Below are 16047 nucleotides of genomic sequence, written 5' to 3'. Positions count from 1 at the left end.
CACCGCAATGCGGATGCCCAGCGTGCCACTATAACGAGCGTCGCCCCGGTTCGATGGCCGTGCGCGACCCGATGAATTCCTTTCAAACCCTTAGCCGTAGTTGGATTAGCTGATGAACAAAGTACTCGTGAGTCTGCTGTTGACCCTTGGCATCACCGGTATGGCCCACGCGGCTGGAGACGCCGAAGCTGGTCAGGGCAAAGTTGCAGTGTGTGGTGCGTGCCACGGTGTCGATGGCAACAGCCCGGCGCCGAATTTCCCGAAACTGGCTGGCCAGGGTGAGCGTTACCTGCTCAAGCAACTGCAGGACATCAAGGCTGGCAGCACACCGGGTGCCCCGGAAGGCGTAGGTCGCAAGGTGTTGGAAATGACCGGTATGCTGGACCCGCTGAGTGATCAGGATCTGGAAGACATCGCCGCCTACTTCTCAAGCCAGAAGGGCAGTGTTGGTTACGCCGATCCGGCTCTGGCAAAGCAGGGCGAGAAACTGTTCCGTGGTGGCAAGCTCGATCAGGGCATGCCGGCGTGCACCGGTTGCCACGCACCCAACGGTGTCGGCAACGACCTGGCTGGCTTCCCCAAGCTGGGTGGGCAGCACGCGGCGTACACCGCCAAGCAGCTGACCGACTTCCGCGAAGGCAATCGCACCAACGACGGCGACACCATGATCATGCGTGGCGTCGCCGCCAAGCTGAGCAACAAGGACATCGAAGCGCTGTCCAGCTACATCCAGGGCCTGCACTGATAACAGCGGCAGGTTGAACAGAAGGGCGTCGGGGCCGTTGGCTCCGGCGCCCTTTTGCGTTTTCACGCCTGGCTACACAATCTTCGTCACGGCTTTACACGCGCGGATGAAAAACGCTGGCGAGTCCTGACGTTTTGCTGCAGCCTGTTGCGCCATCGGTCCGTCGTAAACAGGAGTATTTCATGCGCAATTTCCTACTCACTGCCGTTTTTGCCGCTGCGAGCCTGTTCGGTGTCGCAGCCCAGGCAGCGGAGTTTCAGGCCGGCAAGGAATATGTCGAGCTGAGCAGCCCGGTCCCCGTTGCCGACCCGAGCAAGATCGAGGTGGTCGAGCTGTTCTGGTATGGCTGTCCGCACTGCTATCAGTTCGAACCGGTGATCAAGCCCTGGGCCGAACAGCTGCCGGATGACGTCCAGTTCAAGCGTATTCCGGCCATGTTCGGTGGCATCTGGAATGCGCATGGGCAGCTGTTCATCGCCCTGGAATCCATGGGTGTCGAGCCGAAGGTGCATGACGCGGTGTTTGCCGCCTATCACCAGGAGCGCAAGAAGCTCGCCACTCCCGAGGAAATGGCTGACTTCCTCGCCGGTCAGGGCATCGACAAGCAGGCGTTTCTCAAGGCCTACAACTCCTTTGGTGTACGTGGCCGGGTTGAGCAGGCGAAGAAGCTCGGCATGGCTTATCAGATCACCGGCGTACCGGTGATGATCGTCAACGGCAAGTACCGCTTCGACCTCGGCTCGTCTGGCGGCCCGGAGCGTACGCTGCAGGTGGCGGACTTCCTCATCGAAAAAGAACGCGCAGCGCGGTAACCCGCGATGCTGCGCCGTTGGAGCGCTCCGCGCCTTGCCGGCCCAGGCAAGGCGCGCGTCAATTCGCAGTGCCTGGCCAGTAGCGGGCTGCCCGCCGATGGGCGGCTAAGACTGCTTAGCTTCAACATCCAGGTTGGCATCAGCACCGAGCGCTACCACCACTACCTGACGCGCAGCTGGCAGCATTTGCTGCCGCATCCCGGTCGCGCCAGCAACCTGCAGCGCATCGGCGAAGTACTGGGTAACTATGATTTGGTCGCCCTGCAGGAAGCCGACGGTGGCAGCCTGCGCTCCGGTTACGTCAATCAGGTCGAGCACCTCGCCCATCTGGGCGCCTTTCCCTACTGGTATCAGCAGCTCAATCGCAATCTCGGGCGTTTCGCCCAGCACAGCAACGGCGTCCTCAGCCGGCTCGAACCACAAGGCCTGGAAGATCACCCGCTGCCTGGCCCTTCGGGGCGCGGGGCGATTCTGTTGCGTTTCGGCGAGGGACCGGAGGCGCTGGTGGTGGTGATGATGCACCTGGCCCTGGGAGGCGGGGCGCGGACGCGCCAGCTGGCCTATATCCGCGAGCTGATTGGCGGCTATCGGCATCAGGTGTTGATGGGCGACATGAATACCCACGCCAACGATCTGCTGGAAAATTCGCCGCTGCGCGATCTCGGCCTGCTCGCGCCGCAGATCGAAGCGACCTTCCCGAGCTGGCGACCGCAACGCTGTCTGGACCATATTCTGCTAAGCCCGAGCCTGACGCTGGAACGCGTCGATGTGCTGGCGCTGCCGATCTCCGACCATCTGCCGGTGGCAGTGGAGATCCGTTTGCCGGACTCGCTTCAGGCCGATTCCCTGCCGGTACAGGTACAAGAAACGAAATGAGCGAAGAAGTCGAACGCTGGAAGGAAAAGTATCTTCAGCTCGCCGAGCGGCAGGAGCAGCTCGAAGCGCGCTGGGAGCAGCGCGTCGATCTGCTGCGGCGCAGCCTGGTGCGTAGCAGCCTGGCGGTGGAGGGTGCCGATCCCGCGGTCGAGCGCTGCCTGCACGAAATGCGAGAGATCCTCCGCGACGGCGATCTGGATGAGGGGCTCAGCCAGCTGGTGCCGCGCCTGGAGAAGGCTGTGCTGGAATCCGAACGCCACCGCCAGGAGCGGGCCGTTCGCCTGACCGAGGCTTTGCATCGGCTGGTCTCCCAGCTACTGGGCATGTCGGTGCCGGCGGAGCTGCGCAAGCCGCTCAAGCGATTTGCCAAGGAGCTGGACCAGCGTGCCGCCAGGCTGCGTGAGCTGCCGGTGCTGCTCGGCGAGCTGAGTGACCTGCAGGGCCAGGTGCTGGATCTGCAGGGGCTGGCGGCGCCGCAGCAGAGCGGTTTTCTGAAGCGCCTGTTTGGCGGGCGGGACACGCCGCTGGCGCCGCCTGCAGCCGAGCGGGGTGAGGAAACCCCGCCGCCCGCCGCAGTCAATGAGGTCGACGCTGGCCCGGTAGTAGTGGAAGCGCTAGGGCTGCCCAAGCCTGCCGTTCAGGCTGCCCCGCTGCTCGAGGACATGCCGCTTGCCGAGGTACCGGCCGACGAAGAAGCTATCGCGGAAACCGAGGCGGAGCAGAACGCTGCTGCGTATGCCCTGCCGGATTCGCCGGAGCCCGCGTTCAGCGTCGTCGCGGACCGCGTGGAGGCGACCCTCGGCAGCCTGCTGGACAGCCTTCATCTGCCGGAACACCCCCAGCCGCAACTGCAGACCCTGCGGGCGCGCATCCAGCACGGCTTGAACTGGTATGAACTGGTGCCGGTGCTGGACGATCTCGCGATGCTGATGATCGCCTTTAGCGACCAGGGTCAGCGAGATTTCGAAAACTACCTGCAGACGCTCAACGAGCGCCTGACTGCGATGCAGGAAAATCTCCTCGCCGCGCACCAGGGGCATAACGAAGGACGCGACGCCGCTCAGGCGCTGGATGCGGAGTTGCGTGAACAGGTTGGCGGGTTGCAGGACAGCATGCGCCAGGCCAAGGATCTGACCAGCCTGAAGCAGGTGGTCGAGGCGCGCCTGGATGGCCTGCTGACCACGGTGGACACCTACCGGCAACAGCGCAGCGAGCAGGAACAGAAGCTCGGTGAGCGCCTGCAGCAGCTGGTCAGCCGGGTCGGCAGCCTCGAACAGGCAGCACGCGGCCTGCGTGGGCACCTGGAGGAGCAGCGTCAGAAAGCGCTGCAGGATCCGCTGACCGGCCTGCCCAACCGGGCGGCATGGAACGAGCGTCTGGAGCTCGAGTTCGCCCGCTGGCAACGTTACGGCGGCGACCTGCTGCTGGCCGTGCTGGACGTCGACCACTTCAAGCGGGTCAACGATGGCTACGGTCACCTGGCTGGTGATCGGGTGCTGAAGATCATTGGCACCGAGCTGCACAAGCGTCTGCGCAAGACCGATTTCATCGCCCGCTTCGGTGGCGAGGAGTTCGTCGTGCTGCTGCCCAACACGCCCTATGAGGCAGGCCTGCAGCTGATGGAGTCGCTGCGTGAGTCGATCGGCAGCTGTCCGTTCCACTTCAAGGGCGAGCGCGTTGCCATCACGCTCTCGGCCGGCCTGACCGCGTTCAGCGAAGGTGACAGCACCGAGCGCGCTTTCGAGCGTGCCGACAGCGCGCTCTACCGGGCCAAGGATTCGGGGCGCAATCGCGTCGAGGCGGCCTGACCGGCTGCCCTGGCCCGGACCCGATCGGCCGGTATAATCACGCCCCTCACCGCACCGACATGAGCGGAGCCCCGCGCAACGGGCTGCTGCTCATCTGCGTCATTTCGCCGTCGACACAGAGGTCGTCCCGATGAAAACCATCCCCGCCGTCCTGATGCTCCTGCTGCTGGCCGGTTGCGCCAGTGGTCCGCGCATCGATACCAGCTACAGCTCGACCGGCCACGATAGCCGCGCCCAGTTCATCATCCTGCATTACACCTCGACCGACCTGCCCCGCTCGCTGCAGCTGCTCAGCGGCCGCGACGTCAGCAGCCACTACCTGATCGGCGAATCGCCGGCGACCATCTACCGGTTGGTGGATGAAAACCGCCGCGCCTGGCATGCCGGCGAGAGTGAGTGGAACGGGCGCACCTGGCTCAACGCCACATCGATCGGCATCGAGCTGGTCAACCGCGGCTACGTGGAAAGCGCTGACGGGCGCCGGCTCTGGTATCCGTACTCCGAAGAGCAGATCGACGCGCTGGTGGTGTTGCTCAAGGACATCATGGCGCGTCACGACCTCAAGCCGGGCGCCATCATCGGCCACAGCGACATCGCTCCGCAGCGCAAGGTCGATCCGGGGCCGCTGTTCCCCTGGAAACGCCTGGCCGAGGAGGGGCTGCTGCCCTGGCCCGATGCCGATGCGGTGGCGGCCGAGCGGATGCGCTATGCATCGGCCGGGCTGCCGACGATCACCTGGTTCCAGGATGCATTGGCGGCGCAGGGTTACCGGGTGCCGCGCCACGGCCATCTGGACGACGAGACGCGCAATGTGATCGCTGCGTTCCAGATGAAATACCGCCCGGCTCGCTTCGACGGCGAACCCGATGCCGAGACCGCCGCGATGCTGCAGGTGCTCGGCAATCAGGCGGGGCGCTGACTCAGCAGCGGGTCGTGCCGATCAGTCTCGAGTCGGCCAGCGCTGCGCTACGGTGCTCGGCTGCAGCCTGATAGTCGCTGTCGCCGATCATCGCCAGGAAGGCTTCCTTGGATGGATAGCTGACCAGCAGTATGTCGTCCCACTGCTCGTCCGGCGGGGCGATCAGCGCGGCATGGGCCTTGGTCCTGACTTCCACCGCGCCACCGCTGGCCTGCACCTTGGCCAGCGCCACGCGGCTGTAGCGCGCGTAGGCCTCGCGACCACTGCACGGACTGTGCTGACTACCTGGCGGATAGGTCGCCTGGTCGTTATAGCGCAGCAGGTTGAGCATCAGGATCGGCACGCCCGAAGGCATCGACGCCGCGAAGTCGGCGAGCTGTTCGGGGCTGGGGTTCAGGCTCGGCATGTGGCCTCCTCGATGGCGCTGTCAGATCGGCAGCGCAACGTAGAAGATGGTGCCGTGGCCGATCCGTGAATGCACGCCGATACGCCCACCATGCAGCTGAGCGATTTCCTTGCATAAGGCAAGGCCCAGTCCGGCACCGCCACGGCGGCGACCGATCTGCACGAACGGCTCGAAGATGCGCGCCTGCTGGCTGTAGGGAATGCCTTCGCCGTTGTCCTCGACGCTGAGGATCATCCGCTCGCCGTGGTGCCGCGCCAGCAGCCGAACCTCGCCGCCCTTGGGCGTGTGGCGCAGGGCATTGCTCAGCAGGTTGTCCATCACCCGCTCGATCTGCTGGCGGTCGAGCATCAGCGTCGGCAGCGGCTGCTGCAACTCCAGCTTGAGCTGAACCTCCTGTTCGGCGGCGTTGACCTCGAAGCGTTGACGCGCGGCCTCGAGCAGTTCGGGGATGTGGCACTGCTCCAGCTCCAGCTTCTGCTGGCCACTCTGATAGCGCGAGAAGTTGAGCAGGTCATTGATCAGCCTGACCAGTCGCTGCATTTCCTCGTGTACGGTGTCGAACAGGTCCGACTCGCGGCTGCCGGCCGGGTAGCGCAGGCGTTCGCGCAGCAGGCTGAAGGCCATCTGCATGCCGGTGACCGGCGTGCGCAGCTCATGGGAGGCCCGCAGCACGAACTCGTTGCGCACCCGCTCGAAGGTTCGTTGATCGGTGACATCGTGCAGCACCATGACCGCACCGCTGATGCTGCCGTCGTGGTGGCTCACCGGGCTGATGCGCCAGGCCAGCAGGCGGCGTTCGCCGTCCGCCTCGATGATCAGGTCTTCGGGTGGGTCGGACAGTGGTTTGTCGTCCAGCACCTGCCGCGCGGCATTGTCCAGGTCCGGGTAGCCGAGCGCTTCGCCGAGGGTCGAGCCGAGGTGCTCGTTCTCCCAGGCCAGCTGCCGCTGGGCGACCGGGTTGGCGTGCTCCAGGCGTCCGTCGCGGTCGACGATCAGCAGGCCGTCGTCGATGCTATCGAGCAGTGCCTGCAGACGCTGCTGGCCGTTGACCAGCGCCTCCACGTTGGTCTGCTTGAACTCGTGCAGCGCCTGAGCCATCAGGCCGAAGCGGCGGCTCAGCGAGGACAGCTCCGCGATGTGCGGCGTCGGCAGGGAAATGTTGAAGTCGCCGCGGCCGATCTGGTCGGCGGCGGCGGACAGCCGTTCGATCGGTTCGCCGAAGCGGCGGGCGAAGCTGTGCGCGGTGATGAAGCCGATCAGCAGTACCGCGATCGCCGTCAGGCCCAGCAGCCCGGCGAGCAGCGATGCCCGGTCACGGCTGCGCAGCTCGGTATCGCGGATCTTGTCGTACGCCGTGCGCTGCATGTCGGTCATCAGGCTGCGCACCTGATTGAAGGCCTGGCTGAGCGGATTGTCTTCCAGCAGCGTCAGGTTCTGGTTGCGGGCGGCATCGACCTGCTGCAGGAAGCTGGCGTAGGCGCTGGCGACGGCCTGGAATGCCTGCCGGTCGGTCTCGTCGCTGGCTTCGGCGATGCCGCGTTCGAGCGTCTGCTGAAACGATTGGCTCAGCGGTTCCAGCGCTTCACTGCGACCGCTGTCGGTGAGCATCACGATCAGGTGGTTGCCCAGCGTCTGCCGCAGCTGCTGGTTGATCTCGATGATGGCGAAGTTGTTGCGGATCAGCTGTTCCTGGCTCTTGGCCATCTGCATGACGCTGACCAGCGCCAGCAGCAGGCCCAGCAGCGCAACCGTCATCAGCGCGGAGAAGCCGAGAAACAGGCGGGTCCGCAGCTTCATCTGGAGTTTCATAGGCCGTACTGCTTGCGTTTTCGGTAGAGGGTCGAGGCGTCGATACCCAGAATGCGCGCGGCCTGCTCGAGGGTGTCGCTGGTGCTCAGCACGCCGGCGATATGGGCTTTCTCCAGCGCCTCCAGGCTGAGCGGCTCACCGATGCGTGGCGCGTTGCTGCCTACCTGTTCGCCCAGCCCGAGGTGGCTAACTTCGATCATCTGCTGCGGGCAGATGATGCTCGCCCGCTCCACCACGTTGCGCAGTTCACGCACGTTGCCCGGCCAGCGGTAGGTCTTCAGTGCGGCCACCGCCGCATCGCTGAAACCGCGCGCAGGGCGGCCATAGTTCTTCACGAACGAGGCAAGGAAGCGTTCGGCCAGGGTCAGCACGTCCTCGGGGCGCTCGCGCATGGGCGGCAGGTTGAGGGTGATGACATTGAGGCGATACAGCAGGTCCTCGCGGAACTTGCCCTCGCGCACCATTTCTTCGAGGTTCAGGTTGGTCGCCGCGAGGATGCGCACATCGGCGCGGCGGGTGACCGGGTCGCCGACCCGCTCGTACTCCTTGTCCTGGATGAAGCGCAGCAGCTTGGGTTGCAGCGCCAGCGGGAAGTCACCGATCTCGTCGAGGAACAGCGTGCCGCCGTCGGCCTGGTTGACCCGGCCCAGCGTGCTCTCCGTCGCGCCGGTGAAGGCGCCGCGGTTGTGTCCGAACAGCTCGCTTTCCATCAGGTCGGCGGACAGCGACGGGCAGTTGATGGTGACGAAGGCCTTCTTCGAGCGCCGGCTCCAGGTGTGGATGGCACGCGCCAGTTCGCCCTTGCCGGTACCCGATTCGCCAAGGATGAGAATATTGGCGTCGGTGTCTGCCACCTGCCGCGCGGTTTCCAGCACGGCCATCATCGCCGGGCTGTGCGAGCCGAGGGCGTCGCTGCGTTGCTTCATCTCGCCTTCCAGCGCTTCCAGTCGGGCCGCCATCTGGCGGACTTCCAGCTGCTTGGCGGCGGACAGGCGAAGCTGTTCCGGGCTGCATGGCTTGAGCAGGTAGTCCGCGGCGCCGGCCTGCATGGCGTCCACGGCGGTGTCCACGGCCGAATGGGCGGTGACGATCACCACGCGCATCCAGGGCGCGAGTAGGCGCATCTGCTGCAGCACGTCCAGGCCGTTGTCTTCGCCAAGTCTCAGGTCGAGGAAGCACAGGTCGAATACCTGACGCTGCAGAATGGCCTCGGCCTGCGCCGCACTGGCTGCAGTCATGACCGTGTAGCCGCGGTCCTCCAGGCAGTAACGAAAGGTACGCAGGATCGCCGCTTCGTCATCCACCAGGAGGATGCGCCCGCCGTTGTCCGTCGTTTGGTCCATGGATGCTCCCCATCAAAAGGCGTATCGGTCGCTGAATTGCTCGGATTATGTGTGTCGAGCGCCGGGCGGCGCCGTTGCGTTGCTGGCGAGACCTTAGTCTATGAAAAGTCTTGCAAGTTGCACGGTGTCAGCACGGCTTTCCTGCATGCTGCACTCCGAGGCCTGCAATGGCATCGCCCAAGTGGCTGATTTGGTTACCGCTGGCGCTTGCGCCGGCCTGGCATGGGGCTTGCGACCCTGAACACAGGGCGTCACTTCCCGCCGAGCGGGCGTGTGGCGAATCTGTCGCAACCATGCAGGAGGTGTCATGAATCAGTCCATGAATCAGCTCAATGAGCTCATTGAGATCACCCGCGACGGGCAGCGTTTCTACCAGCATGCCGCCGACGAAGTAAAGGACGTCGAGCTGCAGCACCTGTTTCGCGATCTGGCGCAGGCCAAGACGCAGATCATCCAGGCCCTTAGCGTGAAGGTTGCAGCCAACCATGAGCACCCGTCGCAGGGCGGGACGCTGACCGGCCGGATGCGCGAGCTCTATGCCGACGCCCGATCACGCATCGGCGACCACGACACCGCCTATGTCGACCAGCTGGAGCAGACCGAAGCGAACATTCTGCACGCCTTCGAGGATGCTGTAGGAGACGCCGAGCCGGATATCAGAGCACTGCTCGCCATCGAGCTGCCGAAGCTGCGTGCCTGTCACGAGCGCATGTGCCGCCTCAAGCAAACCAGGCATTAAGCGTTCGTGCAAAACGCCCGGCATTGCTGGGGTGCTCATGCAAATTGAGTTGATGCAATGCTGGCCTTTATGTCTAAGCGATTGATTTATAAGCATTTTAAATAGTGGTGCAGCCTGGCACGACGCCTGCAATGTCTCACTCAACGAAACGACGTCGCCACGCTTAGAAGGAGTTGAGGATGAATCGCCAAGCCCGCTTTTCATTGGCCAGCAAGGGGTTCCTCTCTGCTGCGGTTGTCATGCTGATCATGGGTGCCGAGCGCCCGCTGTCGCAACCGCTCAGCCAGGCGCAACAGAATTCAGCGGAACGAATCGGCATGTATGACGCTCAACCTATTGAGCTCATGCGGACCGGCCAAGAGCCGCAGACCATCGACTATCGCCAGGCGCCTTCTGAACAGCGCTGGGTATTCTGAGCAACGAAGGGGACGTGCAAGCGAATCAGCAAGGATGCTTTACACACTCGATGCCGATCGGACTGACCGATCCGCTGAGAACCGTTCCTGAAACAAGAGGAGTCACACCATGCTGAGTTGGGCCATTACCTTCCTGATCATCGCCATCATCGCTGCGGTACTGGGCTTCGGTGGCATCGCAGGCACTGCAACGGGTATCGCCAAGATCCTGTTCGTGGTCTTCCTGGTTCTGTTCGTAGCGTCGCTGATCTTCGGCCGCGGCCGCGGTCCACGCGTGTGATGCAATCGATGGCCGCCCGCAAGGGCGGCTGATTGAGGAGTTTCAGCGGCATAGGAAGCCAATTTCGCCGGGTCATGTTCGGCTTTCGAAGGTGATCCAGAGCGCGCGGGCCTAACCGTTCCGCGCGCTTCACCCCTCAGCGGGGGGAACCAGGGGGTCGGGTTGTTCTGCATCGCGGAGCGACCTAGGGGTACAGGGAGTACCTCCTAATCGGACCGGGTTCTGTGAAGCTGCGGCCGGGGGCGCTATCGCTCCCGGCATGCAGCAACAAATGTCCGATCTGCTTCATCGTCTTTCGCAGTCTCTCCACTCATCTCGCAGTACCTCTACCTCATCGTTTTCCTCTTGCCGTCTACTGATCTGCGGATGACCCGTGCGCGCGCGCACCGCTATCATCGCGTCCAGCTTTCGACGGGAGAACGACATGCTCAACGGCCTCTGGCTGGGCTTTTTTCTGATCGCCGCGGTTGCCGCCCTCGGGCGCTGGCTGATCGGTGGCGACCCTGCAGTGTTCGCCGCGCTGGTGGAAAGCCTGTTCGCCATGGCCAAGCTGGCCGTAGAAGTGATGATCGTGCTGTTCGGCACCTTGACGTTGTGGCTGGGCTTTTTGCGCATCGCGGAAAAGGCCGGGCTTATCGAACTCCTCGCGCGTTTGCTCGGGCCATTGTTCCGTCGCCTGATGCCCGAAGTGCCGGCAGGCCATCCGGCGCTGGGACTGATCACCCTGAACTTCGCCGCCAACGGTCTCGGACTGGACAACGCCGCCACGCCAATCGGCCTCAAGGCGATGCGCGCGCTGCAGGAGCTCAATCCGCTGCCGACCGTGGCCAGCAATGCGCAGATCCTGTTTCTGGTGCTCAACACCTCGTCGCTGACGCTATTGCCGGTGTCGATCTTCATGTACCGCGTACAGCAGGGCGCGGAAGACCCGACGCTGGTCTTTCTGCCGATCCTCCTGGCGACCAGTGCGTCTTCGCTGGCCGGCCTGCTGGCGGTGGCACTGGTGCAGCGGCTGCGCCTTTGGGACCCAGTCGTGCTGGCCTACTTCGTCCCCGGTGCGCTGCTGCTCGGTGGCTTCATGGCGCTGCTGGCCGGGCTGTCGGCGACCGCACTGGCGTCGCTGTCTTCGTTGCTGGGCAACCTGACCCTGTTCGGTCTGATCATCGCCTTTCTGGTCGTCGGCGCGCTGCGCAAGGTGCCGGTGTACGAGGCATTCGTCGAGGGCGCGCAGGAAGGCTTCGATGTCGCCAAAAGCCTGTTGCCCTATCTGATCGCCATGCTCTGTGCGATCGGCGCCCTGCGTGCATCCGGCGCGCTGGATTTCGGTCTGGAAGGCATTCGCTGGATGGTGGAGGCGCTGGGCTGGGACACGCGCTTCGTCGATGCTCTGCCGACTGCGCTGGTCAAACCGTTTTCCGGCAGTGCGGCGCGAGCGATGCTGATCGAGACCATGCAGAGTCAGGGCGTGGACAGCTTCCCGGCACTGGTGGCGGCGACGGTACAGGGCAGTACCGAGACGACCTTCTATGTGCTGGCGGTGTACTTTGGCGCGGTAGGCATCCAGCGCGCGCGCCATGCGGTGGGCTGCGCGATAGTGGCGGATCTGGCCGGCATCATCGCCGCGATTGCCGTGTGCTACTGGTTCTTCGGCTGAGCCGAAGCCGCGCACTGCCCGGCTCCGAATCTGACGGGCGTTTATAGCGCTTAAAAAAAGAAACCCCGACCACATGTCCTGTGGCCGGGGTTTCTCTTGCAGCGACTGCAGTCAGCGCTGTCGGCGGCGCCGCTGCATCCAGACGATCAGCCCGAACAGCAGGAAGCCCGGAATCCACATGAATTCCTTCGGCCAGCGATCGGTCGGCGCGCGTACGCGCAGGATCTGCTGGTCGAACTCCAGGCCTGCTTCGGCGGCCGGGCTGCCGAAGGTGACGCTATCGATCAGCACCTTGCCATCGTCCTTGTAAGTCATCAGGCCGATCTTCTCGAGCTTTTCCTCACCGCTTTCGCCGTCAGGGATTGCCAGCAGCACGACGAACTCGCGCGGGTCGCCCACGTCATCCTCACCCAGCACGCGCAGGCGCAGCTGACTGTCTTCTTCCACCCGTTCCAGCGTCTCGACCAGCGCGGCTGGCTCGATGTCGCGATAGGGGTCGTGGATGATGTCCATCCAGAATCCCGGGCGGAACAGGGTGAAGGCCACCAGCAGCAGCAACAGGCTTTCATACCAGCGGCTGCGCACCAGGAAGTAACCCTGGGTGCCGGCGGCGAAGATCAGCATGGCGATGGTCGCCACGACAAAGATCAGCACGCCGTGCCAGAAGTCCACGTCGATCAGCAGCAGGTCGGTGTTGAAGATGAATAGGAACGGTAGCGCCGCCGTGCGCAGGCTGTAGTAGAAAGCGGTGATACCGGTCTTGATCGGGTCGCCCTTGGACACCGCCGCGGCAGCGAACGATGCCAGGCCCACCGGTGGCGTGACGTCGGCCATGATGCCGAAGTAGAAGACGAACAGGTGCACCGCGATCAGCGGCACGATCAGACCATTCTGCTGCCCCAGCGCCACGATCACCGGCGCCAGCAGGCTGGACACCACGATGTAGTTGGCGGTGGTCGGCAGGCCCATGCCGAGGATCAGGCTGAGGAAGGCCGTGAGCAACAGCATCAGCAGCAGGTTGCCCATCGACAGCAGCTCGACCAGGTCGGCCAGCACCAGGCCGACGCCGGTCTGCGATACCGCGCCGACGATGATGCCCGCCGCCGCTGTGGCGATACCGATGCCGATCATGTTGCGCGCACCGGCGATCAGGCCCTCGCGCAGATCGACGACGCCATCCATGAAGGTGCCGTGCTCGTGGGTGCCGTCCTTGCGCAGCATCGACAGCAGCGGCCGCTGCGTGAGCAGGATGATCACCAGCATCACCGAGCCCCAGAATGCCGACAGGCCGGGCGACAGGCGCTCGATCATCAGGCACCAGACCAGCACCACCACCGGCAGCAGGAAGTGCAGGCCGGAAAGCAGCACCGGACGCGTCTCCGGCAGATGCTCGAGCGGGGCATCAGGGTCTTCATGGGGCAGTGGCGGATTGCTTGCGGCAATCTTCAGCAGGCCCAGATAGACCAATGCCAGTAACGCGCCGATGGCCCAAAGCGCGGAATCGCCAAGTGCCGGTTTCAGCCAGCCAAGACCGTAATAGACGCCCAGGGACAGGCCGGAAATCAGCGCCGCGCCGAAGGCGAAACCAATCAGGCGCTGCATCCACGGCTTGGCGACGTTGGCCCGCGGCAATGCGGTGAGGCCGAGTTTGAGCGACTCGAGATGGACGATGTAGACCAGCGCGATATAGGAGATCAACGCGGGAAGGAACGCGTGTTTGATCACCTCGACATAGGGGATGCCGACGTATTCGACCATCAGGAATGCCGCAGCGCCCATCACCGGCGGCATGATCTGGCCGTTCACCGATGAGGCGACTTCCACCGCACCGGCCTTCTCGGCCGAGAAGCCGGTGCGCTTCATCATCGGGATGGTGAAGGTACCGGTGGTCACCACATTGGCGATCGACGAGCCGGAAATCAGGCCGGTCATGCCCGAGGCCACGACCGCGGCCTTGGCCGGGCCACCGCGGAAATGCCCGAGCATGCTGAAGGCCAGCTGGATGAAATAGTGGCCAGCACCAGCACGTTCGAGCAGTGCACCGAACAGCACGAAAAGAAAGACGAAACTGGTGGAAACGCCCAAGGCGATACCGAACACGCCTTCGGTGGTGATCCATTGGTGGTTGGCCAGCGCGGTGAAACTCACTCCGCGATGGGCCAGCAGGCCGGGCATCCAGGGGCCGGCGACGCTATAGACGAGGAACACCAGAGCAATGATCGCCAGTGGCGGGCCAAGCGCGCGACGCGTGGCTTCCAGCAGTAGCGGAATGCCGAGGCAGGCCGTGATCAGGTCCATGGTGGTCAGGTTGCCGGGGCGCTGCGCCAGTTGTTCGTAAACGATGAACAGGTAGGCGGCGGTGGAGGCAGCGATCAGCCCCAGGGCGATGTCGAACAGCGGTACGCGGTCCCTGGGCGATCTCTTGAAGGCCGGGTAGGCCAGAAATGCCAGCAGCAGCGCGAATGCCAGGTGGATCGAGCGGGTCTCGGTGTCGTTCAGCACGCCGAACCCGAGTACGAAGGGCAGCGGCGAGGCGATCCACAGCTGGAACAGCGACCAGAGCAGCGCCAGCCCGGCGATGACCGCGGCCATCGGGCCTTCGGGCAAGCGCGCACCGACATCCTGGGCGATCAGTTCCTCGGTGGACAGTTGTTTGTCTTGCATGAATTGAGGCCTGTTTTTTCAGGTAACGGAACCGCGAAAACCCGTGGCCATGGGGCGCACGGGTTTTCGGCTAAGGCATCGACGTTCAGGGCCGCATCCGCAACGCGGCCCCGCTGAGCCTTACAGCCAGCCGCGTTCCTTGTAGTAACGCTCGGCGCCTTCATGCAGCGGCGCGCTCAGGCCGACTTCGATCATCTCTTCCGGCTTGAGATCCTTGAATGCCGGGTGCAGACGCTGGAAGCGCTCGATGTTCTCGAACACCGACTTCACCAGCTGGTAGACCACTTCGGCATCGACCTTGGCAGTAGTGGACAGCACGGCCTTGCCACCGATGGACTGCGTCGGCTGATCGTTGCCCTTGTACAGGCCGCCAGGGATCTCAGCCTTGGTGTAGTAGCTCTTGGCAGCCAGCAGCTTGTCGATTTCCGGGCCGGTGATCGGCACCAGAACTGCATCGACGGTGGTGGTGGCTTCCTGGATGGCGCCATTCGGATGACCGACGAAGTAGGTCATGGCGTCGATGTTGTTGTCGCCCAGAGCGCTGGCCTGTTCGGCCGGCTTCAGTTCGGCGGCGAGGGAGAAGGCCGACTTGTCCCAGCCCTTTTCCTTCATGATTTCTTCGAGGGTGTCGCGCTGGCCAGAACCGGGGTTGCCGATGTTGACGCGCTTGCCCTTCAGATCATCCAGGCCCTTGATGTTGGCGTCGCGACGCGCCAGCACGGTGAAGACTTCGCTCTGCAGCGAGAAGACGGCACGGATGTCGTCCATCTTGCCTTCTTTCTCGAACGGCGCCACGCCTTCCATCGCCTTGTACTGATGGTCCGACTGCATGATGCCGAAGTTGAACTCACCGCTGCGCAGGCCGTTGACGTTGGCCACGCCGCCGCCGCTCGCCGGCGCGTTGCACTTGATGTTTTCCGCGTTGCGGTTGACGAAGCGGCAGATCGATTGCCCGGCAACGTAATAAACGCCGGTCTGGCCGCCCGTGCCGATGGTAACGAACTTCTCTTGCGCCTGTGCCACTGCGCTCAGGCCGGTTCCCGCCAGAGCAGCGGTAAAGATCCATGCCAAGGATTTGCCTTTCATGGATGCACTCCTTTTTGGTTGTTTTCGGATTCCCGGCATCCCTTGTGAGTCTGCGCGGAACTTGAGTCTAGCAGGCGACCGCGTCGGTAACAGCCAGCGGACCTGCCATGTCGATCCGCGCAAGCGTCGCGTCCCACTGCTAGGACCGGACTACGGCAGAAGGGTTGCGCGTGAGGTGTCATATTTTTATGTACAAATACTGTACAGACTGTATTATCTGTACAGCTTTGATGGCTTATTGATATGTTGCTTGGAAAAGCCGACCGGCGGAGTAGGACTTCAGTCGCATTGCCAGTCGAGATCGATGATATCAATCTGATATCAGTCTCCAGGCGAGGAGACTTGCTGATCGGACAGGACCACGGGCCTGCCGACTGAAGCGCCATCAGGGGCCATCCAGAGGGGTGGATCAATGCTGGCGCTTTTTTCGTGCCCGTCTTCGGCGCTACAAAACCGATACAAACGACCCGCTGGGCCGTCCGCAGCAAGG

General features: G+C 63.7%; 14 protein-coding genes. 9 read left to right on the top strand and 5 right to left on the bottom strand.

Annotation, left to right across the window (positions count from 1 at the left end; all coding sequences use genetic code 11):
• Positions 1-112: 112 nt before the first annotated feature.
• From F753_RS27710 to F753_RS27690, 5 genes are all read left to right on the top strand, one after another.
• On the top strand, positions 113-745 hold the full coding sequence (locus F753_RS27710; protein WP_014818660.1) for a c-type cytochrome: 633 nt from the start codon (positions 113-115) through the stop codon (positions 743-745).
• Between the two features lie 182 nt (positions 746-927).
• Positions 928-1557 (top strand): thiol:disulfide interchange protein DsbA/DsbL, encoded by a 630-nt coding sequence (locus tag F753_RS27705; RefSeq protein WP_014818661.1) that lies wholly within the window; start codon positions 928-930, stop codon positions 1555-1557.
• A gap of 6 nt (positions 1558-1563) precedes the next feature.
• On the top strand, positions 1564-2433 hold the full coding sequence (locus F753_RS27700; RefSeq protein WP_014818662.1) for an endonuclease/exonuclease/phosphatase family protein: 870 nt from the start codon (positions 1564-1566) through the stop codon (positions 2431-2433).
• Positions 2430-4241 (top strand): GGDEF domain-containing protein, encoded by a 1812-nt coding sequence (locus tag F753_RS27695; RefSeq protein ID WP_023444006.1) that lies wholly within the window; start codon positions 2430-2432, stop codon positions 4239-4241. Before F753_RS27700 ends, F753_RS27695 begins: the two co-directional genes overlap by 4 nt.
• A gap of 130 nt (positions 4242-4371) precedes the next feature.
• On the top strand, positions 4372-5160 hold the full coding sequence (locus tag F753_RS27690; RefSeq protein ID WP_023444005.1) for an N-acetylmuramoyl-L-alanine amidase: 789 nt from the start codon (positions 4372-4374) through the stop codon (positions 5158-5160).
• 1 nt (position 5161) lies between these two features.
• Here F753_RS27690 and F753_RS27685 read toward each other — a convergent pair whose 3' ends face one another.
• Genes F753_RS27685 through algB form a run of 3 tightly spaced genes read right to left on the bottom strand, consistent with a single transcriptional unit; the run spans position 5162 to position 8718 of the window.
• Positions 5162-5566, bottom strand: coding sequence for a DUF1330 domain-containing protein (locus F753_RS27685; protein WP_023444004.1), 405 nt, complete (start codon positions 5564-5566; stop codon positions 5162-5164).
• Positions 5567-5587: 21 nt separating this feature from the next.
• Positions 5588-7375 carry a KinB sensor domain-containing domain gene (locus F753_RS27680; RefSeq protein ID WP_023444003.1) on the bottom strand — a complete coding sequence of 596 codons (1788 nt, stop codon included), beginning with the start codon at positions 7373-7375 and terminating at the stop codon, positions 5588-5590.
• Positions 7372-8718 carry a sigma-54-dependent response regulator transcription factor AlgB gene (gene algB, locus F753_RS27675; protein WP_023444002.1) on the bottom strand — a complete coding sequence of 449 codons (1347 nt, stop codon included), beginning with the start codon at positions 8716-8718 and terminating at the stop codon, positions 7372-7374. The genes F753_RS27680 and algB overlap by 4 nt, the downstream gene beginning before the upstream one ends.
• A 307-nt stretch (positions 8719-9025) precedes the next feature.
• Here algB and F753_RS27670 point away from each other — a divergent pair, with 307 nt between their 5' ends.
• The 4 genes from F753_RS27670 (at position 9026) to F753_RS27655 (ending at position 11807) form a co-directional block, all read left to right on the top strand.
• Positions 9026-9457 carry a ferritin-like domain-containing protein gene (locus F753_RS27670; RefSeq protein WP_023444001.1) on the top strand — a complete coding sequence of 144 codons (432 nt, stop codon included), beginning with the start codon at positions 9026-9028 and terminating at the stop codon, positions 9455-9457.
• 179 nt (positions 9458-9636) lie between these two features.
• Positions 9637-9873, top strand: a complete 237-nt coding sequence (locus tag F753_RS27665; protein WP_003303271.1) for a hypothetical protein — start codon at positions 9637-9639, stop codon at positions 9871-9873.
• 109 nt (positions 9874-9982) lie between these two features.
• Entirely contained in the window at positions 9983-10153 is a 171-nt protein-coding gene (locus F753_RS48900) for a DUF1328 domain-containing protein (protein WP_003282841.1), read from the top strand.
• A 424-nt stretch (positions 10154-10577) separates the two neighbouring features.
• Positions 10578-11807: a nucleoside recognition domain-containing protein gene (locus F753_RS27655; protein WP_014818670.1), complete on the top strand. Its 1230-nt coding sequence runs from the start codon at positions 10578-10580 to the stop codon at positions 11805-11807.
• 111 nt (positions 11808-11918) lie between these two features.
• On the opposite strand, the gene F753_RS27650 is transcribed toward F753_RS27655, so the two are convergent.
• A complete protein-coding gene (locus F753_RS27650; RefSeq protein ID WP_023444000.1) occupies positions 11919-14471 on the bottom strand; it encodes a TRAP transporter permease in 2553 nt (850 codons plus the stop codon).
• A 120-nt stretch (positions 14472-14591) separates the two neighbouring features.
• On the bottom strand, positions 14592-15557 hold the full coding sequence (locus F753_RS27645) for a TAXI family TRAP transporter solute-binding subunit (protein WP_014818672.1): 966 nt from the start codon (positions 15555-15557) through the stop codon (positions 14592-14594).
• Between the last annotated feature and the right edge of the window lie 490 nt (positions 15558-16047).

The sequence above is a fragment of the Stutzerimonas chloritidismutans AW-1 genome (genome assembly GCF_000495915.1).
Classification (GTDB): Bacteria; Pseudomonadota; Gammaproteobacteria; order Pseudomonadales; family Pseudomonadaceae; genus Stutzerimonas; species Stutzerimonas chloritidismutans.
This window is presented reverse-complemented; position numbering and strand designations above follow the sequence as displayed.

Coding starts and splice junctions, on each gene's coding strand:
- F753_RS27680 (WP_023444003.1), bottom strand. CDS start 7,375: ATGAAACTCCAGATGAAGCTGCGGACCCGCCTGTTTCTCGGCTTCTCC.
- F753_RS27690 (WP_023444005.1), top strand. CDS start 4,372: ATGAAAACCATCCCCGCCGTCCTGATGCTCCTGCTGCTGGCCGGTTGC.
- F753_RS27695 (WP_023444006.1), top strand. CDS start 2,430: ATGAGCGAAGAAGTCGAACGCTGGAAGGAAAAGTATCTTCAGCTCGCC.
- F753_RS27650 (WP_023444000.1), bottom strand. CDS start 14,471: ATGCAAGACAAACAACTGTCCACCGAGGAACTGATCGCCCAGGATGTC.
- F753_RS27705 (WP_014818661.1), top strand. CDS start 928: ATGCGCAATTTCCTACTCACTGCCGTTTTTGCCGCTGCGAGCCTGTTC.
- F753_RS27685 (WP_023444004.1), bottom strand. CDS start 5,566: ATGCCGAGCCTGAACCCCAGCCCCGAACAGCTCGCCGACTTCGCGGCG.
- F753_RS27670 (WP_023444001.1), top strand. CDS start 9,026: ATGAATCAGTCCATGAATCAGCTCAATGAGCTCATTGAGATCACCCGC.
- F753_RS48900 (WP_003282841.1), top strand. CDS start 9,983: ATGCTGAGTTGGGCCATTACCTTCCTGATCATCGCCATCATCGCTGCG.
- F753_RS27645 (WP_014818672.1), bottom strand. CDS start 15,557: ATGAAAGGCAAATCCTTGGCATGGATCTTTACCGCTGCTCTGGCGGGA.
- F753_RS27700 (WP_014818662.1), top strand. CDS start 1,564: ATGCTGCGCCGTTGGAGCGCTCCGCGCCTTGCCGGCCCAGGCAAGGCG.
- F753_RS27655 (WP_014818670.1), top strand. CDS start 10,578: ATGCTCAACGGCCTCTGGCTGGGCTTTTTTCTGATCGCCGCGGTTGCC.
- F753_RS27665 (WP_003303271.1), top strand. CDS start 9,637: ATGAATCGCCAAGCCCGCTTTTCATTGGCCAGCAAGGGGTTCCTCTCT.
- F753_RS27710 (WP_014818660.1), top strand. CDS start 113: ATGAACAAAGTACTCGTGAGTCTGCTGTTGACCCTTGGCATCACCGGT.
- algB (WP_023444002.1), bottom strand. CDS start 8,718: ATGGACCAAACGACGGACAACGGCGGGCGCATCCTCCTGGTGGATGAC.